At 61.0% G+C, this 24145-nt stretch carries 24 protein-coding genes and 1 pseudogene; 11 read left to right on the forward strand and 14 right to left on the reverse strand.

Annotated features, from left to right (window positions below):
- Positions 1-14 precede the first annotated feature (14 nt).
- The gene (locus tag M0639_RS05950) at positions 15-323 is read right to left on the reverse strand and encodes an amphi-Trp domain-containing protein (protein ID WP_037129603.1); all 309 of its coding nucleotides are present in this window, start codon (positions 321-323) and stop codon (positions 15-17) included.
- 249 nt (positions 324-572) lie between these two features.
- On the opposite strand from M0639_RS05950, the gene M0639_RS05955 reads away from it, so the two are divergent.
- The 3 genes from M0639_RS05955 to M0639_RS05965 all read left to right on the forward strand — a co-directional run bounded on the left by M0639_RS05955 (position 573) and on the right by M0639_RS05965 (position 3828).
- Positions 573-1016: a Fur family transcriptional regulator gene (locus tag M0639_RS05955; RefSeq protein ID WP_156525127.1), complete on the forward strand. Its 444-nt coding sequence runs from the start codon at positions 573-575 to the stop codon at positions 1014-1016.
- A 36-nt stretch (positions 1017-1052) separates the two neighbouring features.
- Complete coding sequence (katG, locus tag M0639_RS05960; protein WP_058038909.1) at positions 1053-3275, forward strand: catalase/peroxidase HPI; 2223 nt, start codon at positions 1053-1055, stop codon at positions 3273-3275.
- A gap of 79 nt (positions 3276-3354) precedes the next feature.
- Positions 3355-3828, forward strand: a complete 474-nt coding sequence (locus tag M0639_RS05965; RefSeq protein WP_003941446.1) for an NUDIX hydrolase — start codon at positions 3355-3357, stop codon at positions 3826-3828.
- A 17-nt stretch (positions 3829-3845) separates the two neighbouring features.
- Here M0639_RS05965 and M0639_RS05970 read toward each other — a convergent pair whose 3' ends face one another.
- Positions 3846-4664, reverse strand: a complete 819-nt coding sequence (locus tag M0639_RS05970; protein WP_058038910.1) for a universal stress protein — start codon at positions 4662-4664, stop codon at positions 3846-3848.
- A 221-nt stretch (positions 4665-4885) separates the two neighbouring features.
- A complete protein-coding gene (ctaD, locus tag M0639_RS05975; RefSeq protein WP_007726434.1) occupies positions 4886-6628 on the reverse strand; it encodes an aa3-type cytochrome oxidase subunit I in 1743 nt (580 codons plus the stop codon).
- Between the two features lie 199 nt (positions 6629-6827).
- Here ctaD and M0639_RS05980 point away from each other — a divergent pair, with 199 nt between their 5' ends.
- A complete protein-coding gene (locus M0639_RS05980; RefSeq protein ID WP_007726436.1) occupies positions 6828-7208 on the forward strand; it encodes a VOC family protein in 381 nt (126 codons plus the stop codon).
- A 3-nt stretch (positions 7209-7211) separates the two neighbouring features.
- Here the strand turns inward: M0639_RS05980 and M0639_RS05985 are convergent, their stop codons facing one another.
- The 3 genes from M0639_RS05985 to M0639_RS05995 form a co-directional block, all read right to left on the reverse strand.
- A complete protein-coding gene (locus tag M0639_RS05985) occupies positions 7212-8912 on the reverse strand; it encodes a sensor histidine kinase (RefSeq protein ID WP_039972680.1) in 1701 nt (566 codons plus the stop codon).
- Entirely contained in the window at positions 8902-9633 is a 732-nt protein-coding gene (locus M0639_RS05990; RefSeq protein WP_058038975.1) for a response regulator transcription factor, read from the reverse strand. The genes M0639_RS05985 and M0639_RS05990 overlap by 11 nt, the downstream gene beginning before the upstream one ends.
- 234 nt (positions 9634-9867) lie before the next feature.
- Positions 9868-10212 (reverse strand): PNPOx family protein, encoded by a 345-nt coding sequence (locus M0639_RS05995; protein WP_037129595.1) that lies wholly within the window; start codon positions 10210-10212, stop codon positions 9868-9870.
- Positions 10213-10450: 238 nt separating this feature from the next.
- Between M0639_RS05995 and M0639_RS06000 the strand changes: the two genes are divergently transcribed.
- Positions 10451-10672, forward strand: a complete 222-nt coding sequence (locus M0639_RS06000; RefSeq protein WP_075832430.1) for an RGCVC family protein — start codon at positions 10451-10453, stop codon at positions 10670-10672.
- 107 nt (positions 10673-10779) lie between these two features.
- Here M0639_RS06000 and M0639_RS06005 read toward each other — a convergent pair whose 3' ends face one another.
- Positions 10780-11277 (reverse strand): hypothetical protein, encoded by a 498-nt coding sequence (locus M0639_RS06005; protein ID WP_248671224.1) that lies wholly within the window; start codon positions 11275-11277, stop codon positions 10780-10782.
- A 50-nt stretch (positions 11278-11327) separates the two neighbouring features.
- Between M0639_RS06005 and M0639_RS06010 the strand changes: the two genes are divergently transcribed.
- Positions 11328-12632: an IS256-like element ISRer3 family transposase gene (locus tag M0639_RS06010; protein ID WP_042927240.1), complete on the forward strand. Its 1305-nt coding sequence runs from the start codon at positions 11328-11330 to the stop codon at positions 12630-12632.
- Positions 12633-12885: 253 nt separating this feature from the next.
- Here M0639_RS06010 and M0639_RS06015 read toward each other — a convergent pair whose 3' ends face one another.
- The gene (locus tag M0639_RS06015) at positions 12886-13335 is read right to left on the reverse strand and encodes a winged helix-turn-helix transcriptional regulator (protein WP_007726458.1); all 450 of its coding nucleotides are present in this window, start codon (positions 13333-13335) and stop codon (positions 12886-12888) included.
- A 127-nt stretch (positions 13336-13462) separates the two neighbouring features.
- Here M0639_RS06015 and M0639_RS06020 point away from each other — a divergent pair.
- Positions 13463-14560, forward strand: a pseudogene (locus tag M0639_RS06020) (MFS transporter); the annotation flags it as partial.
- Positions 14561-14626: 66 nt separating this feature from the next.
- Here M0639_RS06020 and M0639_RS06025 read toward each other — a convergent pair.
- The 4 genes from M0639_RS06025 to M0639_RS06040 all read right to left on the reverse strand — a co-directional run bounded on the left by M0639_RS06025 (position 14627) and on the right by M0639_RS06040 (position 17714).
- On the reverse strand, positions 14627-15877 hold the full coding sequence (locus M0639_RS06025; RefSeq protein ID WP_064074888.1) for an amidohydrolase: 1251 nt from the start codon (positions 15875-15877) through the stop codon (positions 14627-14629).
- A gap of 97 nt (positions 15878-15974) precedes the next feature.
- Positions 15975-16397 carry a hypothetical protein gene (locus M0639_RS06030; protein WP_064074899.1) on the reverse strand — a complete coding sequence of 141 codons (423 nt, stop codon included), beginning with the start codon at positions 16395-16397 and terminating at the stop codon, positions 15975-15977.
- Between the two features lie 468 nt (positions 16398-16865).
- Positions 16866-17414: a hypothetical protein gene (locus M0639_RS06035; RefSeq protein WP_064074889.1), complete on the reverse strand. Its 549-nt coding sequence runs from the start codon at positions 17412-17414 to the stop codon at positions 16866-16868.
- 159 nt (positions 17415-17573) lie between these two features.
- A complete protein-coding gene (locus M0639_RS06040; protein WP_156525064.1) occupies positions 17574-17714 on the reverse strand; it encodes a hypothetical protein in 141 nt (46 codons plus the stop codon).
- A gap of 188 nt (positions 17715-17902) precedes the next feature.
- Here M0639_RS06040 and M0639_RS06045 point away from each other — a divergent pair, with 188 nt between their 5' ends.
- The 4 genes from M0639_RS06045 to M0639_RS06060 all read left to right on the forward strand — a co-directional run bounded on the left by M0639_RS06045 (position 17903) and on the right by M0639_RS06060 (position 22543).
- Complete coding sequence (locus tag M0639_RS06045) at positions 17903-19618, forward strand: 3-ketosteroid-delta-1-dehydrogenase (RefSeq protein ID WP_064074891.1); 1716 nt, start codon at positions 17903-17905, stop codon at positions 19616-19618.
- A 689-nt stretch (positions 19619-20307) separates the two neighbouring features.
- Positions 20308-21108 carry a peptidoglycan DD-metalloendopeptidase family protein gene (locus M0639_RS06050; RefSeq protein ID WP_231914974.1) on the forward strand — a complete coding sequence of 267 codons (801 nt, stop codon included), beginning with the start codon at positions 20308-20310 and terminating at the stop codon, positions 21106-21108.
- Positions 21109-21352: 244 nt separating this feature from the next.
- Positions 21353-22114: a pentapeptide repeat-containing protein gene (locus tag M0639_RS06055; RefSeq protein WP_064074893.1), complete on the forward strand. Its 762-nt coding sequence runs from the start codon at positions 21353-21355 to the stop codon at positions 22112-22114.
- Between the two features lie 12 nt (positions 22115-22126).
- Positions 22127-22543, forward strand: coding sequence for a hypothetical protein (locus M0639_RS06060; RefSeq protein ID WP_042452357.1), 417 nt, complete (start codon positions 22127-22129; stop codon positions 22541-22543).
- Between the two features lie 78 nt (positions 22544-22621).
- Here M0639_RS06060 and M0639_RS06065 read toward each other — a convergent pair whose 3' ends face one another.
- Entirely contained in the window at positions 22622-22963 is a 342-nt protein-coding gene (locus tag M0639_RS06065; protein WP_063314901.1) for a hypothetical protein, read from the reverse strand.
- Positions 22960-24111: an alkane 1-monooxygenase gene (locus M0639_RS06070; protein ID WP_054826870.1), complete on the reverse strand. Its 1152-nt coding sequence runs from the start codon at positions 24109-24111 to the stop codon at positions 22960-22962. Before M0639_RS06070 ends, M0639_RS06065 begins: the two co-directional genes overlap by 4 nt.
- Positions 24112-24145 lie beyond the last annotated feature (34 nt).

The raw sequence follows: 24145 nt of genomic DNA on the forward strand, positions 1-24145 counted from the left end.
GTATTCGAGTCGGCCTATGTGGAAGTGCTCTTGCGTGGTCGGCTGCGACGAACTGCTTTGGTGCGAGGCGGAGACTTCTCTTCCGATTCTTCCTGAGGGTCGTCGCGCCAGTGAATCTCGATTTCTATCTCGACTTCGTTGCCGTCGACTTCGATCTCGAGTTCCCACCGAACCTGTTCCGGAACACTGATTTCGATCGAGTCCCCACCCGACCCCAGCTCCACTTCCGATCCACTGGCGAGGGCTTGGCCGAGGGCGATGAGTCGGTCGGCGACTTCCTGCCGTGAGAGTTCTGACTTCCTCTTGATCTCCAGTTTGGGCACGAGCACTCCTGACCTCGGCGGATTCTCCCTTTCACGGGAGTTGGACGAAGGGGAGATTGTCGGAGTTTGTGGAACCACACAGCGGGACGCGTCGACGCGCAACAAACCTGAAGGCGCTGTTGGGGGCGTGAGAAACAGCGAGGAATCCGGCTCACTTCCAGCACGGACGAATCGGTCGGGAGGGCCCTGTCCGCGATGATTTTCGCGAAAGTCTGGGTTCAGTCCAGAAGATTGCGCAATAGTGGAAAGGTGCCTTCGACGCCGGATTATGCAGCCCAACTGCGTAACGCTGAGCTTCGCGTGACTCGTCCCAGAGTCACGGTGCTCGAGGTTGTGCATGCACGCCCACACGCAGCCACCGAGACTGTCTTCGATGCTGTGCGGGCTGTTCTGCCGGGGGTGTCGCGGCAGGCGGTCTACGACGTGTTGCACGCTCTCACCGACGCCGGGCTGATCAGGCGGATCCAACCGTCCGGATCGGTGGCGCTGTACGAGTCACGCGTCGGCGACAACCATCATCACGTCGTCTGCCGGTCCTGTGGGGTCGTTGCAGATGTCGACTGCGCAGAAGGAGAGGCACCGTGTTTGACGCCGTCGGCGCACAACGGTTTCGTTCTCGACGAAGCCGAGGTCATTTACTGGGGCCTGTGTCCCGACTGCTCGACAACTCAGAGTTTGCGATCACAAACGTGATCGAAGTCCGTTCTACTCGCTCATGGAGGGATTACCGTGTCCGATAGTTGCCCGGTTGCTCACGACGGAAACACCGAGAGCACCAGCGAAAGTGAAAACCCCGCAATCCCGTCTCCGACGCCTACCGGGAATCGTCCGAGAACAAACAGCGACTGGTGGCCGAATCAGCCGGATCTCTCTGTCTTGCATTCACATTCGTCGAAGTCGAATCCGATGGGTGCCGACTTCGATTACGCCCAGGAATTCGCCAAGCTCGATGTCGAGGCGCTAAAGCGCGACGTCATCGCGTTGATGACGGCGTCGCAGGATTGGTGGCCGGCCGACTACGGGCACTACGGCGGACTCTTCGTGCGTATGAGCTGGCATGCTGCCGGCACCTATCGCATTGCAGACGGCCGCGGCGGTGGCGGCCAAGGTGCTCAGCGTTTCGCCCCGCTCAACAGTTGGCCGGACAACGCCAGCCTCGACAAGGCGCGGCGCCTGCTCTGGCCCGTGAAGCAGAAGTACGGAAAGCAGGTTTCCTGGGCCGACCTGCTGGTGTTTGCGGGCAACTGCGCCCTGGAGTCGATGGGGTTCAAGACCTTCGGCTTCGGATTCGGCCGAGAAGACATCTGGGAGCCCGAGGAGATCTACTGGGGTCCCGAGGACACCTGGCTCGGCGACGAGCGTTACAGCGGAGACCGTGAGCTGTCCGGACCGCTCGGAGCCGTGCAGATGGGCCTGATCTACGTCAATCCCGAAGGACCCAACGGGCAACCGGATCCGGTAGCGGCCGCCCGCGACATCCGAGAAACGTTCGCCCGCATGGCGATGAACGACGTGGAGACAGCTGCGCTGATCGCCGGCGGTCACACCTTCGGCAAGACGCACGGAGCCGGACCGGCCGACCTCGTCGGACCGGAACCGGAAGGTGCTCCCATCGAGCAGCAGGGACTGGGCTGGAAGAGTGCCTTCGGCACGGGTGTGGGTAAGGACGCGATCACCAGTGGTCTCGAAGTCGTGTGGACTCCCACTCCGACGAAGTGGGACAACACCTTCTTGGAGATTCTGTACGGCTACGACTGGGAGCTGACCAAGAGTCCGGCGGGTGCGTGGCAGTGGATTCCGAAGGACGGCGCGGGGGCGGGCACCATCCCGGATCCGTTCGATTCGTCGGCCGGACGCACCCCGACGATGCTGACGACCGACCTGTCCCTACGCCTGGATCCGACGTACGAGAAGATCACCCGGCGCTGGCTCGATCATCCGGAAGAATTCGCCGAAGAGTTCGCCAAGGCTTGGTACAAGCTCCTTCACCGTGACATGGGACCGGTCACGCGCTACCTGGGACCTTGGGTTCCCGAGCCGCAGCTGTGGCAGGACCCGGTTCCCTCGGCCGATGATCAACTGATCGGGGACGCAGACATCGCGATCCTCAAGAGTCGACTTCTCGACTCCGGGCTGTCCATTTCGCAGTTGGTATCGACGGCGTGGGCGTCTGCCGCGAGCTTCCGCAGCACGGACATGCGCGGCGGCGCCAACGGTGCGCGAATCCGACTGGAGCCGCAGAAGAATTGGGAAGTCAATGAGCCCGCAGCTCTCTCCGCGGTGCTTCAGACTCTCGAGCGGGTTCAGCAGGACTTCAACCAGGCTGGTGGAGCAAAGGTTTCTCTCGCCGACCTGATCGTTCTGGGTGGTACAGCGGCCGTCGAACAGGCTGCGAAGAACGCCGGACAGGACATCACGGTCTCGTTCACGCCGGGCCGAACGGATGCAACGCAGGAGCAGACAGACGTCGACTCGTTCGAGGTACTCGAACCCCGGGCCGACGGATTCCGGAACTACCTCAAGGGAGGCGAGAAGCTTCCGGCAGAGATTCTGTTGGTCGACCGCGCGTACATGCTGTCGCTGACCCCGCCCGAGGTGACAGTGCTGGTCGGCGGACTTCGCGCGCTGAACGCGAACTTCGGCAATACCCGTCACGGCGTGTTCACCGATCGTCCCGAGACGTTGACCAACGATTTCTTCGTCAACCTTCTCGACATGGGTACCGAGTGGAAGCCGTCGAAGACGGACGAAAACGTCTACGACGGTGTTGATCGCGTGACGGGCGATCCGAAGTACACGGCAACTGCGGTCGATCTCGTTTTCGGATCGAATTCGCAACTGCGTGCACTCGCCGAGGTGTACGCCAGTGCAGACGCCAAGCAGAAGTTCGCCGAGGACTTCGCCGCAGCCTGGACCAAGGTGATGGACCTCGACCGGTTCGACGTGAACTGATCCAGCAGATCGTCGACGACGCCCCGCGAGCTTGTTCTCGCGGGGCGCCGTCATTTCACGCGCACGATAGCGTGGTCGTGTGGCCGATCAATTTGCGCTGGTACCAGCGGTGTACGTGATGTTCTGTCGAAGCAACCCGGTACAACGGCGCGAGGTGCTGCTGCAATTGCGCGAGGGCACGGGATTCATGGACGGATACTGGGCTCACGCTGCTGCGGGCCACGTCGAACTGGGGGAGTCGGCGATCGACGCTGCCGTTCGGGAGGCTGCGGAAGAACTTGGTGTCGAGTTGCTTTCCTCGGAACTGAAGCCGCTGACCGTGTTGCATCGCCGCCACGCGGACGGGAGCGAACCGGTGGATCATCGAGTGGACTTCTTCTACGAATGCCGCACGTGGTCGGGTGAACCACGCCGGATGGAGCCGTTGAAATCTGCAGATCTGCGGTGGTGGCCGGTTGACGAACTCCCGGAGAAGTTGGTCGACCACGAGCGTTTCGTAATCGAAGCCCATCACTCCGGTCAGCTCGCACCCATCCACAGTTACGGCTTCTGACCGGGTGACGATCTGATTCAGGCTTCGCTGGCAACGATGACCGGGCAGTGTGCTTTTCGAATCATCGCACTGCTCGTGGTGCCGAGAGCGGTGTCGTCGAACGAGCCTCGCCCACGCCGACCCACGACGAGAAGCCGTGCCTCGGTGGAGAGTTGTTCAAGAATGGCAACCGAGGGGCCGTCGAACTCGATCTGACGGATCGCGACGCCAGGGTAGAGCGTGGCCCAACCCGACAGTTGCCACGTCAGCGGCGTCGAGTGCTGGGGCGAGTGCCCGGATGCGACGTCTCGACGCAGTTCGGCCTCTGGCGGCGCTGCGTGCACGACGACCAGTTCGGTGTTCGCTGCCTCTGCTTCCTTGAATGCGATGGCCAGAGCGCTTTCGCTGTAGGCGCTTCCGTCCAAACCGACGACAACCGGCAAGGCTGCCGCAGCGCTGCTTTCACGCGGTGTTCCGACTCTTGCGAACGAACATGTCGGTCCAGGTGCGGCGGGATCGTCCTGTGTTGCGACGATCAAGGCGGCCTCGGACGTCAACGCGGTGAGGATTGCGGTGTTCTCCCCGGAGATCAGATCGGTCCGGATCCGAAGATCTGGCGACACCGACTCGGCGATCTGAATGGCCTCCATGAACAGGCCGGTCGGCGATGCCGAGGTGTTCAGATCGGCGCTCGGAGCTACGAAAACGATTCGCATCCAGAGACCGTGGCGATGTGCGAACTCAGCCGCCCACGTGATCACGTCGGGGCGCACCGGGGATCCGTCGATGCACACGACCACCGCTCCGTCCGCGGACCACTCCGAGGTGATGAGATCAGTCGATAGTTCGGGCTTCATCGTGAACTCCTCGAGCTGTGTCTGTTGAATGCGAACTAGCTTGCAGGACAGTGCCGAACAGCAATCCTGCGACGATTATCGAGCACGCGGCAGTCGTCAGGGGCAACCACACGAGCGTCGTGACAGCGAACATGAGCACGAGCAACGGGGCGAGGAGATGGCCGGGTTTCGCTCGGCGTTCGTGGTGCTGCTTTTCTGCCCAGGCTCGGTGCTTCGTGCCGTCATTCATGTTGTTTCACCTCAGTTCTCACGTCGGAAACCGACTTGTGACCAAGCAGTCCGACATGCGCCTCGTCGCGCATTCTTTCGACCATGTGGGGGTAGTGCAGTTCGAATGCCGGCCGCTCACTGCGGATTCGGGGGAGTTCGGTGAAGTTGTGTCGCGGTGGTGGGCAGGACGTCGCCCATTCGAGCGAGTTTCCGAAGCCCCAAGGATCGTCGACGGTCACAATTCGGCCGTACCGGTAGCTCTTGAAAACGTTCCAGATGAACGGAATCGTCGAGGCTCCGAGCACAAACGCGCCGATGGTCGAGATCGTGTTGAGAAGAGTGAAATTGTCCGACGGCAGGTAGTCCGCGTACCGCCGAGGCATGCCCTGGGCGCCGAGCCAATGCTGGACGAGAAATGTTGCGTGAAAGCCGATCAGGGTCAACCAGAAATGGATCTTGGCGAGCTTCTCGTCCAACATCCGGCCGGTCATTTTCGGGAACCAGAAGTAGATTCCGGCGTATGTCGCGAACGCGATTGTCCCGAAGAGGACGTAATGGAAATGCGCGACAACAAAGTACGAGTCGGTGACATGAAAGTCCAAGGGCGGGCTGGCAAGGATGACGCCGGAGAGTCCGCCGAACAGGAATGTGACCAGGAAGCCGACGGAGAACAGCATGGGCGATTCGAAAGTCAACTGCCCCTTCCACATGGTGCCGATCCAGTTGAAGAACTTGACTCCGGTGGGAACTGCGATCAGGAAGGTCATGAACGAGAAGTAGGGGAGGAGAACGGCGCCGGTTGCGTACATGTGGTGAGCCCACACAGCGATCGACAGTGCAGCAATTCCCAATGTTGCATAGACCAATCCGGTGTATCCGAAGATCGGCTTGCGGCTGAAGACGGGGAAGATCTCCGAGACTATGCCGAAGAACGGCAGCGCCAGAATGTAGACCTCGGGATGGCCGAAGAACCAGAACAGGTGCTGCCACAACATGACTCCACCGGTGGCGGGGTCGAACAGGTGCGCTCCCAGGTGCCGGTCCACCCACAGTCCGATCAAGGCAGCAGCGAGCAGCGGAAAAACGAGGAGGATCAGCATGCTGGCGACCAGCGCATTCCACGTGAAGATCGGCATGCGGAACATCGTCATACCCGGGGCGCGCAGGCAGACGATCGTCGAAACGATGTTGACTGCGCCGAGGATGGTGCCGACCCCACCGAGAGCGAGACCGATGATCCACAGGTCGGCGCCCATGCCGGGGGAGTGGAGTTCGCTGGTGAGCGGTACGTAGGCGGTCCAGCCGAAATCTGCCGCACCACCAGGTGTTACGAATCCGGCGGACGCGATCAGGCCGCCGAAGAGATAGAGCCAGTAGCTGAAGGCGTTGAGTCGCGGGAAACACACGTCCGGCGACCCGATCTGCAGTGGCATGAGGTAGTTGGCGAATCCGAAGAACACCGGGGTCGCGTACAGCAGGAGCATGATCGTGCCGTGCATGGTGAACAACTGGTTGTACTGCTCGTTGGACAGGAATTGCATTCCCGGAACGGTCAATTCCATGCGCATGAGTAGTGCCATCAGTCCGCCGATCAAGAAGAAGGCAAACGATGTCACGATGTACATCAGACCGATCATCTTGTGATCGGTGGTCCTGAGGATCTCGACCAGTTTCGAACCCTTCGGAGCGGTTCGGGGAATTGCATCGGCGGGAGAATCGACCTCACCGACCGGCCGGGGCGCGAGATCAACCACGACGGCCGCCTACGCACATCGACGTGACGAAAGACCGAGAATGCCTGGGACTGTGGAACATAACGCAATGATCGTGGCGACCGGGAACTCGGACGAGGGGAAAAGGTCCCTAGGATCGGAACAGAGGCATGGCGTAGATCACGTGGTCCGGTACGGTCGAGAGAGTTGTCTTCACGAGCGGAAAGAAAGCGAGATGGTCATGGCATGTCGTATCAGTGAACTGGTGCTCGGTTGCCGGGAACCCGAGGTGCTGGGCCGGTTCTGGTGCGAGGTTCTGGACTTCGTCGTGCTCGATCGAATGGACGACGGTTCGTTGGAGATCGGCCCACGCGAAGGGTTCGGCGGTCCGCAGCCGACGATCATCCTCAGTCGCAGAGACGAACCGGAGAAGGGTAAGCCCCGCCTGCATATCGACGTCAACGCCACCGATCGCGATCAGGAGGCCGAACTGGAACGCCTGTTGAGTCTTGGTGCGCGGCCGGCCGACATCGGCCAGACAGGGCACGAACAATGGCATGTCCTGGCCGATCCGGAAGGTAACGAGTTCTGCCTGCTCAAGGCCCAACTGGATCCGCTCTGACGCTCAACGATGCTGGATCGGCAACGGACTTCGCCTGGGGCTCAGTGGAACACGCCACACCAGTTCGGTGACACCGTTCTCGCTGGTGATGTTGCTCGAGCCTCCGCACTGACGAGCGCGGGTCGCCAGGTTGTCGAGACCGTGGATTCTGGTTGCCTGGTCGATTCCCACACCGTCGTCGACGATGCTGATGACAAGCTCCTCGGTGGCCCGGATGGTGACGTCGATGGCATCGGCATGTGCATGCCGCAGAGCGTTGCTCAAGCCCTCGCGCACAACGGCTTCGGCATGCGGGGCAAGTCGAGACGGGACGGAACTGTCGATGGTTCCCTCGAAAGTGACGCTGGGAGTGATCGACGAGTGGCCGGACAGACCGTTGACGGCATCGAGTAGTCGCCGCCGCAGGCTTGTGGGAGTAGACATCTCGCTCGTATGGAGGTCGAAGACTGCGGTGCGGATTTCACGGACTGTTCGATCGAGTTGATCGACAGAGGTGTCCAATACGGTTCGAACGGTGTCCTCGTCGCCTGGACGTTGCAGCACCCCCTGCAAACTCAACCCAGTGGCGAACAGCTGTTGGATGACGTGGTCATGGAGATCCCGCGCGATTCGGTCGCGATCTTCGAGGACGTCGACCAGTCTTTCTTTCCGTTGCTGTTCTGCGAATTCGACAGTGACAGAAGCGATGTCTGCCATCGCCGTCAGTTGCTCGATCTCGTCCACTCCCCACGGGCGGTTGCTGCGGCGTGACGCGAAGAGAACACCGCCGCCGAACGAGGTCCCGGAGAGGGGGAGTGCGACCACTGATTCGTCGCCGGAAACATTCAGTGCCGGAACGGAACTGCCATGTGGTGCAGAGATCGGCCGCCGGCTCCGCGCAGCGTCGTCGATCACGGTCCCGGACAGATCGACGGCTGATCCGGTCGCGGGGACAGGCTGGGAATCAGCAGCATCGGCGACGTGGACTACCGGCTCTCTGCCGAGGTCGTAGCGAACGACGCACACAAGATTTCCATCCGTGAGGTGCCGCGTCGTCCGAACCAGTTCCGATAGCGTCTCGTCGCGGGATCCGCCGCTGAGCAGACGTGCATTGACGGCGGCGACGGCCTTGAGCCAGGCTTCTCGCGTCCGGGATTCCTCGAACAGACGCGCATTGTCGATGGCGATGCTCGCAGCATTTGCCAGAATCTGGAGTACAGCCTCGTCGCGGTCGTCGAATGCAGTCCGTTCCGAGCTGTCCGCGAGGTAGATGCTGCCGAACACCTCGCCCCTGACGAAGATCGGAACACCGAGAAACGTGTCCATCGGCGGATGATTGGTCGGAAACCCTGCCGAGGACGGATGCGAGGAGATTCGGTCGGTTCGAACCGGGCACGGTTCTCGAACGACCAGGCCCAGCAGGCCGTGACCTTCGGGAAGATGCCCGATCTTGGCAACCTGCCCCTGAGTCATACCGGAGTGGATGAATCGGGACAAGCGTCCGTCGGGGGATTTCACGCCGAGCGCGCCGTAGTCCGCTTCGAGGAGATGTCGCGCGACGTCGACTATCTGTTGCAGGGTTTCGTCGAGCTGGAGTGTGGACCCGACGGTCAACACGGCACTGAGCAGTTTGGGAATTGCAGTCGGGTTGAGAGCAGTCAGCTCTGCGCTTCCGGCGATGTCGCCGAAAAGGCTGAGCATGAGCGCGTCGCGGCTACCTGGCATGGTGCGTGCCCGTGGTGGCGGAGAAGGGCGAGCCGGATGGCGTCAGCAGGTGAGTGGTCGCCTGGCCCGAAGGATCCGGGTGCAAAGTGCCCGCACGAAGCTTTGTCGCCAGAACTGCGGCCTGCGTTCGACGTTCGAGACCCAGTTTCTCGAGGATGCGTGAGACGTAGTTCTTGACTGTTTTCTCCGAGAGTTCTGCGTGCGAGCTGATCTCTCGATTGCTCAGTCCCTTGCCGATCAACTCGAAGATCAAGAGCTCCTGATCGGTCAACAGGGCTGCCGCAGTACCCGACTTCTGTTCGGACCGGATGCGCCGGACCAAACCGATCACCGCCTGGGTGTTCAACAGCGACTTGCCGGTAGCAACCGTGCGGATCGCCGACACCAGGTCGTGGCCGCGGATGTTCTTGAGGACGAATCCTCGTGCGCCGGCGATCAGGGCGTCGAGCAGTGCGTCGTCGTCGGAGTACGACGTGAGCATCAAAGTGGCGGCGCTCGGGTAGGTCGACGCCAGTTCTCGGCACAGTTCCACACCGTTACCGTCGGGAAGTCTGACGTCCATGACAACCACGTCGGGTCGGCATTCGGGTATTCCGGCCGAGGCTTCGCGAACACACGACGCCTCGCCAACAACGTTGAATCCCGATACCTGATTCAACAGGTCTGCCAATCCACGACGGACGATCTCGTGGTCGTCGACCAGGTAGATGCCGATCGTCACGGTGGTCACCTCTTCCAGCTCACGCCTGCCGTCGATGTTACCGGACGGTAATGTCCCGACAGGATCGGGTTGTCCGACCGATGGTCGACAAAAAACCCGCGTCGAAGGGTGCGAGACCGAGTCTCGATTGCACAGAGTCAAAGGTCCCGACCGTCACGAGATCTGAATCACCCAGATCTCGTGAGGCGGTGGGTGTGAGCTGAATGTGATTGCACCGGTGGCTGTTCGATCCGCTCAGTCGACGGGAGCGAGTTCGACGGAGACGTAGACACCCTTGCCTTTTCGGTGTGCGAGTGCCTCGCCGGGGCGATCGATACCGTCCAGTTGGAGAACGATCGGACCTTGTTCCGGGTAGAAATTGCGCCACCAACTCTTCTTGTCTGGCATGGCAACGCCGATCGTCACATGGTCGCCTTTTCGTTTGTAGGACACGGGCGCGCTGAAGGTGCGACCGGACTTGCGTCCGACGTAGGTGATGACGGTCATGGAACGGCCCAGTAGTTTGCCTACGATCGGAGCGCCGATCAGTGGTTGGACCACTACGTTCACGGCGGCGGATACACGTTGGAAAGTGTTCACGAGAAGCCCTTTCACGACGAATGCTGCACGAATTCGAATCCTGCACGGAAATGGTGCGTGCAGTAGTTCTATCCTGCTCGACCGGGAATGTCGCGTGGGCAGAAATTGGTACAAACCGGTGTGCCGAAGCGAGTAGCGTGGGGTACGTCGAGGGTCATTCGAATATGCGCGGTCAAGCCATGTCGTCCTCGACGCCAACCCGGTCTGTGGTCGAACGGCCGAGAACTGGAGCGCCTGTATGGCGTCGAACCCGTCCGATGTGTCGAATGCACGAGGGCAATCCGAGTCGACTGACGAGGATCAGAAAACACCGTCGATCTGCCCGGCGTGTCAGCACAGTATGGAATCCCATGATCCGCTCGGGGTTCGCTTCTGCGCAGTGACTGCCGACCGCGGTCTCGATCGAAAGTGCATCTGCGCTGCCGATCGTGAGGAAATTCAGCACTACTCGCGATACTGATCCGCCTGGGCATCACGTCAATTCATACGCCAAGATTCGACTGTCACCTCGACGACACTGCCCGCGCCACTGAACGCGCCGCGGGTGAACCGCACTGAGTGACAGATTCACCCTCGTTGCGACCACTTGCCGCGCAGAAGCATCAGTGCGGTAAGGGTGAGGCCCCATCCGATCGTGGACAGTGCGACGCCCACGCCTGCCTGTCCGGTGACATCAGTACTGGCGTCGATGCTGAATGCGGTGGTGAATCCCGCAGCAGTGCCGGCAGCGGCCGTCATACCGCCGGCCTTCATCCATCGCGAGCAATGGGCGGAACCGAAACACGCCAGAATCACTGTCAGTCCACAGGCGACGACCTGCCAGGTGGGGAACTGTGTCGGGGCAGGCAGGCCGGGGCCGCGGAATCCGCCTTTGTAGTCGGCTGACCAGCTGAGCCAGCCCATGCAAGACAGAAAGCCCAGTGCAAAGGCCAACAGGCCGGTGCTCCACAGTCCGAGTGAGCCCGATCCCGTGTGCCCGCCGGAGCAATGATCAGAACCTGTGGATGGTTCTCGGCGAGGCGGCGTGAGTGGGCGCACCTTCCCGGGAATGATCTGAAATTCCATCAGCTCTGATCAGGACCGGCGTTGGCGCGCTGGTTCGGGAAGGTACGCCCATGCTCACGGTAGTTCAGGATCAGCAATCCTCCAACGACGACAGCGGTGTTGGTCGGTCGTTGCTTGACGAGATCGTTCGCGACGGTGCCCGGCAGATGCTCGCGGCGGCGTTGGCCGCCGAAGTCGCCGCATACATCGAGCAGTTCGCCGAGCATCTCGATGAGCACGGCCGGCGGCTGGTGGTCCGCAACGGCTATCACCACGAGCGTGACGTGCTCACCGCGGCGGGGGCGGTGACGGTGACCGCACCGCGGGTCAACGACCGCCGTGTCGACGCCGAGACCGGTGAACGGCAACGGTTTTCCTCGGCGATCCTGCCGGCGTGGTCACGCAAGTCCCCGCAGATGACCGAGGTGTTGCCGCTGCTGTACCTGCACGGGCTGTCCAGCGGCGACTTCGGTGCGGCGTTGGAGCAGTTCCTCGGCACTGGTGCCGGGCTGTCGGCCTCGACGATCACCCGGCTGACCGCGCAATGGCAGGACGAGGCGAAGGCCTTCGCCGACCGGGATCTCTCGGGCACCGATTTCGTGTACCTATGGGTCGACGGCATCCATCTCAAGGTCCGCCTGGAGCAGGAGAAGCTGTGCTTGCTCGTGATGATCGGCGTCCGCGCCGACGGCCGCAAGGAGCTCGTCGCGCTCACCGATGGGTTCCGGGAGTCCACAGAGTCGTGGGCTGATCTGCTGCGCTCATGCCGACGCCGCGGGATGACCGCCCCGGTGCTGGCCGTCGGTGATGGGGCGCTGGGGTTCTGGAAGGCACTGCGGGAGGTGTTTCCGGATACCCGTGAACAGCGCTGCTGGTTTCACAAGCAGGCCAATGTGCTTGCTGCGCTGCCCAAGTCGGCTCATCCAGGTGCGACCGCGGCGATGCGGGAAATCTACAACGCCGAGGACATCGACAAGGCCCAGGTCGCGATCAAGGCCTTCGAGGTAGATTACGGCGCGAAGTACCCCAAGGCGGTCGCCAAGATCGTCGACGACGCCGACGTGCTCCTGGAGTTCTACCGGTACCCGGCCGAGCACTGGATCCACTTGCGCACTACGAATCCGATCGAATCGACGTTTGCGACCGTGCGGTTGCGAACCAAGGTCACCAAGGGCCCTGGGTCACGCGCAGCGGGGATTGCCATGGCCTACAAGCTGATCGACGCCGCACAAGCCCGCTGGCGGGCGGTCAACGCCCCCCATCTGGTCGCGCTGGTCCGTGCCGGCGCGGTGTTCCACAAAGGCAAGCTGCTCGAACGACCCATCGACATCTCACCCGCTGAGCCCGACGAATCAAGCGAAACGGAGGTCGCCTGAAACACCCTCATCCACAGGTCTTGACAATATCTCTGCCCGCCGCCGAGGGCGGTCGTGGAGTGCTCCAGGCCAGTTCGTTCCGAACGCCAGATTGTCCAGATGATGCTCGCGCCGATAGTTGCGGGCACGCCGACGAAGATGAATGCAATCCAGAGAAACTGCGGCCAGGAGAACTCGAGATCGACAGTCATAGTCGGAGTATGCGCGCACTTCGAATCATGTGCGCCCATCTGTCAATCTGGCGAGTTGCGGGTCAACCTTCCTCGACCTTCTCCACATGTGTACTTGTAGGGTCCAGGTCGATATTCCGTGTGTTGATCAGTCGAAGCCTGGGAACCGGATCGCCCGTGGTGTCGTCGATCAAGATCGAGTGTGGCTCACCGTCATCGAAGGCGTGGCGCTCTCCCCACTGTCGCAGGCTAATGATCACGATGAACAGATCCATACCGCGTTCGGTCAGGATGTACTCGTTGCGGGTACCTTGCGCGTTCGGTTGGACTTCGAAGATTCCCTGCTCGACAAGGACTTTGAGCCTGTCCGTGAGAATGTTCTTTGCGATGCCCAGGTTTCGTTGAAACTGACTGAATCTCGATGACCCGTCGAAGGCGTCACGCACGATCAGCAGCGACCATCTGTCGCCGATGATGTCGGCCGCTCGGGCCGTCGGGCAGTGCGGGTCCGTCCATTGTGCGCGATCCGGCATCGAGTTCCTCATTGGTTGCGTTTTGAAACTGTATTGACGTAACCTCCAAATGGTATCAAAACGCAACCAAGTTGAGGTGGAAGTGACTGCACGTCATGCTGTCGAGAACGCGCGGGGCAAGTTGAAAATGTCTCGCGGACTTCGCCTGTTGCTCGCAGTGCTCTGCGGGGTCTCGGTAGCCAACATCTACTACGCACAGCCGCTCCTCGGGCAAATAGGCTCGGATCTTTCCATTCCTCCGGCCGGCCTCGGTTTCGTAGTCGCACTCGCCCAACTCGGTTATGTGGTGGGGTTGATCGTGTTGGTGCCATTGAGCGATCTCGTGAATCGAAAGAAATTGATCGCAATCCAGATCGTCGCTGCTGCAACGGGAACGATGCTTGTTGCTCTGGCCACCACGAATCTGCAGCTGTTGATCGGGATGGCGGTCGCAGGCACGTTCTCGGTAGTTGTTCAAGTCATAGTTGCCTATGCTGCGGCAATCAGTGACCCGGACGAGCGGGGCGCAAACATCGGTGTCATCACCAGCGGCGTTGTCGTCGGCATCATCCTCGCTCGGACTGTCGCCGGCGCAGTTGCGGATCTGGCAGGCTGGCGGGCGGTCTACGCGGGATCCACTTTCATTTCGGTACTGGTCGCGGCCGTCGCGCTGACGATGCTGCCGAAAGATCCTCGTTCGCAACACGATAGGCGTTCGTACGTGCGTGCAATGGGGTCTGTCGTGACGTTGACGCTTACGAACCGACTGTTTCGCACCCGGGCCCTGATCGCCTTGTTCCTTTTCGCGTCCTTTGGTGCTTTGTGGAGCGGAATGGCCCTGCCGTTGAGTGAGGAACCATGGCGGTTGTCGACCACACAGATCGGGCTCTTCGGAATCGCAGGATTGGTTGGAGCATTGGGCGCGGTCGGTGCCGGTCGGTGGGCCGATCAAGGCAAAGCGCAACGCGTCACCGGGGCGTCGTTGGTCGTTCTCTTGCTGTCGTGGGTATTCAACGCGCAGGCGACGCACTCGCTGGTGTTACTCGTAGTCGGTGTTGTTGCGTTGGACTTCGCCGTGCAGGCTGTTCATGTCACGAGCCAGAATCTGATCGTCGCGAACACACCGGAATCGTCGGGGCAGATCATCGGTAGTTACATGGTGTTCTATTCGTTGGGCAGCGCGGCTGGGGCGGTTTCCACCACTATGGTTTTCGACGCGGCAGGGTGGGGCGCTGCAAGTATTCTCGGCGGCGCCTACGCGTTTGCAGCCTTGATCGCATGGACGATCGATCGATTGCGGACCCGCAACACTCTAGGGAGTTGGGAGCCACGTCCTGGCCGCGACGACCAAGGCGTTCACACCGATGGTCAGGGTCGGCTCGATCACGGGAGCGTAGTGCGGAGAGTGGTTCGACGGCACGGTTCGCAAAGCCGGATCAGTCATGTCACCTGTCGTGAACAGTGAAGGGTCGGTACCGCCCAACAGCCAGTACGACAGTGGCGCACCGGCACTGGTCGCGAGAATGCCGACATCTTCACTACCTGCTCCCGCTCCGGGATCGAGAATCTTGTTCGTCCCCAACCATTCGGCAAACGCATCGAGTGTCTTGTCCAGCGCTGCCGGATCATTGACGACGATCGGAAAGTGCTCCGTCTCGGTGATGGTCGGTGGGGTGGGTGCACCGGCGGTGGCCGCTTCGCCCCGGACGATGCGGTCGACGCTGTCCAGGATGCGCTGACGCACACCTGCGTCGTAGCTGCGGATGTTGAGTTGCAGTTCTGCTTCGCCGGGAATGACGTTGGCGGCATCTCCAGCATGGATGGAGCCGACGGTGAGGACAGCTGTGGCAGTACTCGGGACCTCGCGTGAGATGACAGTTTGCAAACGCAACACGGTTTCGGCTGCCATGACCACGGGATCGACCGAGTTCTCCGGCATAGATCCGTGGGCGCCCTTTCCGACCAGTCTCACACGAAGTGAGTCCGATCCCGCATACGAGGGGCCGGCGTGCCCGGCGATCGTGCCTGCCGGTAGCGGCGATACATGTTGTCCGAGAACGATGTCGGGCCTCGGGAATCGCTCGAACAGTCCGTCGTCGACCATGGCTTGCGCACCCGCGCCAAGTTCCTCAGCCGGTTGGAAGACGAGGACAAGAGTGCCAGACCAGGTCGTCGTATCCTGAGAGAGGATCCGGGCCGCACCGAGTAAGCAGGTCGTATGCAGGTCATGGCCGCACGCGTGGCTGACCGAGACGGTCTTCCCCTGATCGTCGGTCGTTGTCACGGTACTGGCGTAGTCCAATCCGGTTTCTTCCCGAACCGGGAGGGCGTCCATATCCGCACGCAGCAGCGCTGTGGGGCCCGCTCCGTTCTTCAGGACTCCGACGACTCCGGTAGTCCCGACACCGGTGGTGGTGTCGAATCCAAGTGCTGTTAAATGTCTTTCCACCAGACTGGATGTTCGTTGCTCGTGAAACCCCAGTTCCGGATGGCTGTGGAGGTCCTTGTACAGGTCGATCAAATCCAGATCCACGGCGATCGTTTCGTGCACTGACGAGGTCATGAGTGTCCTCTCGGTAGCGTCTTTTCAGGCTAACCGGGATGACGGGTCGGTAAACAGGACCTTAGGTCCCACGGTGCCGGTGATGCGGAGTCTGGTGCTACGGCACGTAGAACGATGTGACACCTGGGGTGATGATGGATCCGGCCACGGACAGCACGGCAACAGCGACTTGACCGGTCCCGGTCTGCACGATCGCCTCTGCTGGGACTCCGTTGAGACCGTCCGAGAGCCGAGCGGAGCCGGAGGCCCCGGTCGAAAGGTTCAGCCAGCGCACTTCGGACGAGAGCAGGCATCCCCACCGGCCTTCCTTGCCTCCGGTGATCGTCACCGTGCCGGGTTGTTCACCGACGACAGCTACGCAGCGGACGGCCGGCGCGTCGAAGCTGCCGTTCGGGTTGCCGTACGGCGCAGGGTTGATCTGGAATGGAATGGTCACCGCGGCGGATGCGAGCGCTACCGACGTCAGAGAGGAAGCGATCACGACGGATGTGCAGACGCTCAGTCGGCGAACGAGATTCATCACGGAGGCCTCCAGCCATGTCCAGGTGATTTGCTTGTCTTCCCCGACGTAACGTTTTGGTCGTAGCTTCCCTTCTTGCATCGCCGCATTGAAGACGACAGCCTCACCATATCCGGTTGCACAGGAGAATTCAGGTACTCGTCGCTATTCGCTACATGTGGCGGCCTCAGATGCCGTCCGTCGAACCGCCTCTGCCGTCGTCGAAGCACGTACTACGGCAACCGGTGTTCCGGCTGCGGGATCGAAACTCCAGTCCTGCCGATAGGACTGGAGTAGATCTGGATCTGTGATCATCGCACCTGGCGACAATCGCTGGGCGAGCGTGTTCAAAGCGTCGACATTGACCATGATCTGGTTTCAGCCTTCCGCTCCGCGATGTGAAACTCATTGTGTCCAAGGCATGTCCGTGGACCTGAGAGTTGAAAGTCAGTATCTCGAGTGCGGTTGAGATCCACCGAATGGCGTACGTCATATGTTGCTGAGGTCGGTCAGTACCTGATCGAAGGCGCCGGTACGTCCAGGTGTCACTACCTTCTGAAACAGTGTCAGGACACATTCGTCAAGGGCGTCCGTTGCCGTGAGGGTTCTTCTGGCGACGGTGCTTCTAGCGGACCATCGGCCACGTTCCATGTGTGCCAATGCGATTCCGTTACGCCGGGCTGTTGCCTTTCGGCCCGATGAATGAACGAAGAGGTATGTTCTGCCCGCGATATCGACTTCGCACAGCTTATTCTTGCGGCGCATGGCCTTGGGCTTCTGGTCGATCAGGGTCCCGATCGTTCCGTCGGACAATCGAAGTGATGCAGGTCGGCCTTTGCGGAATGTGAGCCTGGATCGATCCTGCTCGGCTGTTGACGATTTCCTCTTCCGCCCGCTGGCAACGCTCTCCGATCCGTCGTCGGATGCGGGAATCAGTTCGCCTTGAACGTTCCCCGACGGATCGAATATCGATACGGCCGAACCACCTTCGGCGAGGTTGACGAACCAGCCGGTCTCTGTAGGGGTGTTCCATTTCATGTAGATGATTATTCTTCATCAGTGCCGAGGAACATCAGCCGACAGCCCGAGACGAGGATCGCGGTCAGGATTCGACAGTCACCTCGACGACGCCATCGTCGCCGTTGAAGCGAACCGCCGGCCAGTACCCGTCCATGAAATGCAAACCGCACGCGTCTGTCAGACGTTGACAGTCGCTTCGACGGCCAGACGGTGAAGAGCCTGGTGCTGCTCGAAGACGTGGCGTAGGCGGGGAAGCATGCCGCGTGCAAGGGTGCCGAGCGTTTCGTCGACGATGCCGAAGCTGGGATTTGTCCTCACGTGAGCAGCGTAGACATCGAAGAAGGCAAGCCGCGATTCTGCTGGGGCGGGCACAACGCCCGAACCGTGGCAGGAGCCGTTCTCTCGCCAATCCACTCGCAATGTCCCGCTGACTGGGCATCCGGAACCTTCTGCGCCGCGACTGCCTTAGCGTTCTACGTCGATAACCACGTGAAGGGATTTGTTCAATGGCGAAGAATCAGGCACCCCCCGCGACACAAGCCAAGGACATCGTTGTCGATCTACTGGTGATCGGGTCCGGTACCGGCATGGCTGCCGCCCTCACCGCGAACGAGCTCGGCTTGTCCACGCTGATCGTGGAGAAGACGCAGTACGTTGGCGGTTCGACGGCGCGGTCCGGTGGAGCGTTCTGGATGCCTGCCAACCCGATCTTGGCGAAAGCCGGTGCGGGCGACACCGTTGAGCGCGCGAAGACATACGTGCGTTCGGTGGTCGGTGATACTGCCCCTGCCCAACGTGGGGAGGCATTCGTCGACAACGGTGCGGCCACCGTCGACATGCTTTACCGCACGACGCCCATGAAGTTCTTCTGGGCCAAGGAATACTCCGATTACCACCCCGAACTGCCGGGAGGTAGCGCCGCCGGACGTACCTGCGAGTGCCTGCCGTTCGACGCGTCGGTACTCGGCGCGGAACGCGGTCGCCTGCGGCCCGGTTTGATGGAAGCCGGACTGCCGATGCCGGTGACAGGTGCGGACTACAAGTGGATGAACCTGATGGTGAAGAAGCCGAGCAAGGCTTTCCCTCGCATCATCCGCCGCCTGGCGCAGGGCGTTTACGGCAAGTACGTACTCAAGCGTGAATACATCGCAGGCGGTCAGGCGCTCGCCGCCGGCCTGTTCGCAGGTGTGGTCCAGGCCGGTATCCCGGTGTGGACGGAAACGTCGTTGGTTCGGCTCATCACCGAAGATGGCCGCGTAACGGGTGCAGTTGTGGTGCAAGACGGACGTGAAGTGACGGTGACCGCTCGGCGTGGTGTCGTTCTGGCAGCCGGCGGGTTCGACCACAACATGGAGTGGCGCCACAAGTACCAGTCGGAGAGCCTCGGTGAGCACGAGAGCCTGGGCGCAGAGGGCAACACCGGCGAAGCGATCGAGGCAGCACAAGAGCTCGGCGCAGGTATCGGATCGATGGATCAGTCGTGGTGGTTCCCCGCGGTGGCAAGCATCAAGGGCCGCCCGCCGATGGTGATGCTCGCAGAGCGTGCGCTGCCAGGCTCGTTCATCGTCGACCAGACCGGTCGTCGATTCGTGAACGAGGCGACGGACTACATGTCGTTCGGCCAGCGCGTGCTCGAACGGGAAAAGGCCGGAGATCCGGCCGAGTCGATGTGGTTTGTTTTCGACCAGGAGTACCGCAACAGCTACGTGTTCGCAGGCGGTATCTTCCCTCGTCAGCCGCTTCCGCAGGCATTCTTCGACTCCGGCATCGCGCACAAGGCGAGCAGTCCGGTCGAACTTGCCCGCAAGGTCGGTCTTCCCGAGGAGGCTTTTGCCGAGTCCTTCGAGAAGTTCAACGAGGCCGCTGCTGCCGGTAGCGATGCGGAATTTGGTCGCGGCGGAAGTGCATACGATCGGTACTACGGCGACCCGACAGTGTCCCCGAACCCGAACCTGAGGAAGCTCGACACGAGTGCCCTCTACGCGGTGAAGATGACGCTCAGCGACCTCGGCACCTGCGGCGGTGTGCAGGCAGACGAGCATGCACGCGTGCTTCGTGAGGACGGCAGCGTGATCGACGGCCTGTATGCGATCGGCAATACTGCGGCCAACGCATTCGGTCACACCTACCCGGGCGCCGGTGCAACGATCGGCCAGGGGCTGGTTTACGGATACATTGCCGCTCACCACGCAGCCGAGAAAGTAGCTGCGACTCAGCAGTAGATCCACTAGGCAACAGATCGCCGAACGGGAGATCAGCACGCGTTTCCGATGCCGGGAACGTGCACTGGTCTCCCGTTCGGCTTGTAGGAGCAATGCCGCCTGTATGTCCCATCTCGGTAACGCTGACGCGCCGGGTGACCAAGACGCGGTATCGTCTCCAGAAGTGACATGGGGCACTGGCGATTGTTCGACCAGATGCCATCCACCGAAGGCGCGCCTGATATCGACCGGTCGGGTCGAATGCGCAAAAACAGGTATGTACCCAGGTAATTCAACCGTGGTGTGGAGCGTCGTGAAGCGACAGCGTATGAGGTGATTCCTCATCCGCAACGCAAGGATCTCCATGTTCCACCCTCTTTCCGACCATCCGGGTAGACACCCACCCTGTCGATCTTCGAATGAGAAGCCTTCGGTTTGTTCCGGCATTCGTAGTCCTCGATCAACGATCGATTCAGGCACTGCCTCGATGTAGAACCCGTATCTCCTGTGCTGTCACCAGGAGATGCAGACCTGCGGGTCTATGCGCGCGCTCGCGTTCGAGAGCGGTCACCGTACCTCTCTCCATGGCGCGATCCGAACATCTCACTCCAACGGAGTCTTGGTGCGATACACCGAGTAGCTCAGCACGTATTGAGTGCTGTCTGCGGGTAGAGCCTGCACCTGCTCCGAGCACATCAGTCAAGGAAAACATGAGTAAGCACAGAAAACACAAGCCTTCCAGCACAAAACGATTCATCGCCGTAACTGCGGGACTGGGCGCCCTTGTGGGGGCCGGAGCAGTAGCCAATGCAGGTACCGCCGGTGCGCAGGGCTGGTCGGCGAGTTGCAATTGGGAGTGGCCGGTAAGCGGATCACTTTCGCAGGGTTACCACGCGGGACATGACGGAGTCGACTTCGCTGTCAACGTCGGCACCGCGCTCCACGCGCCCACATCGGGCACGATTTCTGTTGCCGGACCCAATGATCCGGGTGGATATGGAACGTACATCCAGTTGGAAGCGGACAGTGGCGAGCAGATTCAGATGGGCCACCTCTCCGAAACATGGGTCGGTGTGGGGCAACACGTCGAGGTAGGCGACGAGATCGGGGCAACGGGTAACACCGGTAGCTCCACCGGCCCACATCTGCATCTCCGCATTCACAGTGGAGGCGCCGTCGATCCCATGTCCTTCCTGAGTTCGATCGGGGCGTGCGATACCGGGTCGAGTATTGTTCCCGCGCCCGCGCCGGCACAGGACGTAGCACCCGAATTTGCACCGGAACCGGCGCCTGCTCCCGTTGTCTACTCTGAGACATCCGAATCTGCACCGGTAGAAAGCATTCCGGAGTCGGAGACTCCAGCGCCCGGCTCAGAGGTAGTCGTTGCAGCCGGTGATACATTGTTCGACCTCGCGACAGAACGAGGTCTCACCTGGCAGCAGGTGTGGGACATGAATCCGCAGATCGTCAATCCCGATCAGATCCTTGTGGGCGACGTGATCAACTTGTGAGAGTTGATAATTCGATACTGATCCGGGGATGAGTCAACGGCTCGTACACGACCGGTTTCAGTACCCCAGTTGACTCCGAGTTCCACTTCGTGCGCGTGAGCGCTGCAGCCGGGCCGTGCATTTCACGGTCCGGCTGTTTTGCGCGCTCCGAGAAGTGATTCCTACCGAAGTACTGATGTGTGGTGGTTCGCTTCTTGGGCAGCCACGGCCAATCGCTGGGCATCTTGCCGATACTATTGAGCCCGTGAACCGGTCCGCGATCACCTCCCTACGTCGACGTTGGTCAGATGAGGGCGTCGATAATTTACGGGCGCAGCTGCTCGATCAGTCGCGGATCGTCAAGCCGCCCCACACTCTCGTCTCCCCATGGGCGGAGACCGATGACGGGCTGATCGATGTGCGTGGCCTGACAGCGGGTAGCGCTGAATTGGACATCCGGTATCTCACGTTGGAACGGATTGATCTGAGTTTCGCTCGAGGTCCGATCTCCGTCTTCGAATCCGAATTATTCGACTGCCGTTTCGATTTCGTGGCACTGACCGGACAGCCCCGTTTCAATCGCCGATTCGAACGGTGCAGTTTCCGGGGTGCGACGCTCTCTCGTCTGGCGCTCGGACCGAGGGTCGTCGATTGCGATTTCACTGGAGCCAAAGCACGCGGGCTCCGCTCCGTGCCCAATACTGTGTTCGAACGATGCGCATTCGACGACACAGACCTGACTGGTGCGCAGTTCGCCGATACCTCATTCGTGGAGTGCACTTTCGGCGGCGCACGATTCTCGGCGGCCACGAGTTTTGTGCGGTGTTCCTTCACCCGGACCGCTGTCGAGTTCTCCGAGGCGCAAGTGTCGCGAACAACGTGTGACGGCACCGCGATTCCGGATCAATGGGAAGGTGAGGCCGATTCAGCAGTCGCACTGGAGCGGTATGCCGGTCGATATGCCCGAGCACTTGGCGTGGGGGATACAGAGGGTATGGCCCTCGATCCTGAAATGGATGATTCGTAAAGGGGCAGATCGATGACTCGCGGGGTCACGTTCAGGACAGTATTCGGTGGACCGTCGGTGCCGCTTGACTTCATCGAGGAGTTGACTCGGCTCAGACACCGGCTGAGGGGCATCGCGATGCAGTACGACTTCGATCTGTTTGTTGTCGTTGGTGGCGACATCTCCGTGGTGACCGATCCGACCGGGATCCGGCTTCCGCGTGTGTTTCTGGGCAGGCGTACCGCTACGGCGCAGGTACAGATGAACACTGACGACGTGATGGGGGTGCCCGACCCGCGTGCATTTCTGTACACGACGATCCATGCGGCACTGACGGAACTGATCACGCGTGTCTCAGACCGCGACAACGACTTCGATGCGGACGGGGAGCGAGCGAAGATCGAGTTCTTGATCCTCGATGACATTGGCGAGCGCGAATCAAAGCTGTGATGGCAAATGACAAATGCTGCGCTCCCGCATTCGTCAGGCTGTTGTCACTCTCTGGCATCAAACACTGCGGTGACCACTTCACAGAAAATCGCCGGGTGCCGGCGATGGACGAACCTCACTGTGAGTTCTGCGGTGCGCGGTAGCGGTGACAAGTAGGTAGCGTTCAGCTGCGGCGTAGTCGGTGATCGATGTTCCGTCGGGCCCGGGGGTTTGAGTGATCAGGTCGAGGTATCGGCGGCGATAGAGGTATGCGTCGGGCTGGGTCAACAGGTACTCCGCGGCAGCGACGACGTCCAGGCTCGGTGCGGCTCGTCTGAGCCGGGTGCGCGCCGGCTGGTACGCAGCTCTGGCGTGTTTGGTCGGCCCGGTGGCCGTGTAGTGCCCGTCGCTGTGGTCGTCGTCTCGGGCATTGTCATTCATATCGTCGCCTTGGTGTGAATGAGCTCGACGTTGCCGTTGTAGTAGCCGAGGACACGGTGATCCATCATCCGCCGCCACAGTGGTGGTACGGCAGCGCAGACGATCATCACCGCGTATCCGGCAGGGAGTTGCGGAGCGGTTGGAGCGCTGCGCAGAGATTGGTAGCGCAGACGCGGATTCGCGTGATGGTCACTGTGTCGTTGTAATTGGTACAGGAACAAATTGGACAAGAGATGATCACTGTTCCAACTGTCTTCGGGCCGGGCTTTGACAAAGCTGCCGTCTTGTCTTCGCGCACGGAGCAATCCGTAGTGTTCGAGGTAGTTTGCGGCCTCGAGGAACGTGATCCCGGCCAAGGCTTGCAGGAGCAGCCAGGGCAGTATCTGCCACCCGAATAAGGTGATCAACGTCCCGAACAGTGCGGCGCTCAGCGACCATGCCTGCAAGATGTTGTTTCGAGGCGACAGTGCGGGTGAACCCTGCCGGCGCAGGCGTGCTGATTCGATCCGCCAGCCCGATTTCAGACCTCCGAATACGCTGCGGGGCAGGAATATCCAGAACGATTCCCCGAAACGAGCACTGGCGGGATCGCGCGGCGTCGCAACGTTGACGTGGTGACCGTGATTGTGCTCGATGTAGAAGTGCCCGTAGAACGATTGAGCGAGCACAATTTTCGCCAACCGCCGCTCGAGGCGGCTGCTCTTGTGGCCTAGTTCGTGTGCGGCATTGATACCGACGCCCGCAACGACGCCGACGGTCATCGCCAGTGCGATCTTCTCTCCGGTTGCCATCGGGGCGTGCGCCCAACACCATGCGGCGAAGACGAGGCCAGCGTATTGAAGTGGCACGAACAGGTAGGTACACCAGCGGTAGTAGCGGTCGTCCTGCAATGCCGCGATCACGTTGTCGGGTGGGCTGCGGCCATCTGCGCCGACTGCGACGTCGACGATCGGGATGACGAGAATCAGGATCCAGGCACCGGTCGCCCAGAACAGGCCGAGGTGCAAATATTCGACCAGCAGCCAGGACAGGAAGGGACTCAGCGGGATCAGCAATCCCAACGGCCACCAGTAACGCTTCCGATCCCGCCATGCAGGAGCGTCGACACCTGCTTCGGCGCTCGCTCGAATGTCGTCGGTGTCTGTCATCGAAACTTCTCGAGCACGGGAAAGTGGAATACGG

This window comes from Rhodococcus qingshengii JCM 15477, from assembly GCF_023221595.1.
Lineage (GTDB): Bacteria > Actinomycetota > Actinomycetes > Mycobacteriales > Mycobacteriaceae > Rhodococcus_F > Rhodococcus_F qingshengii.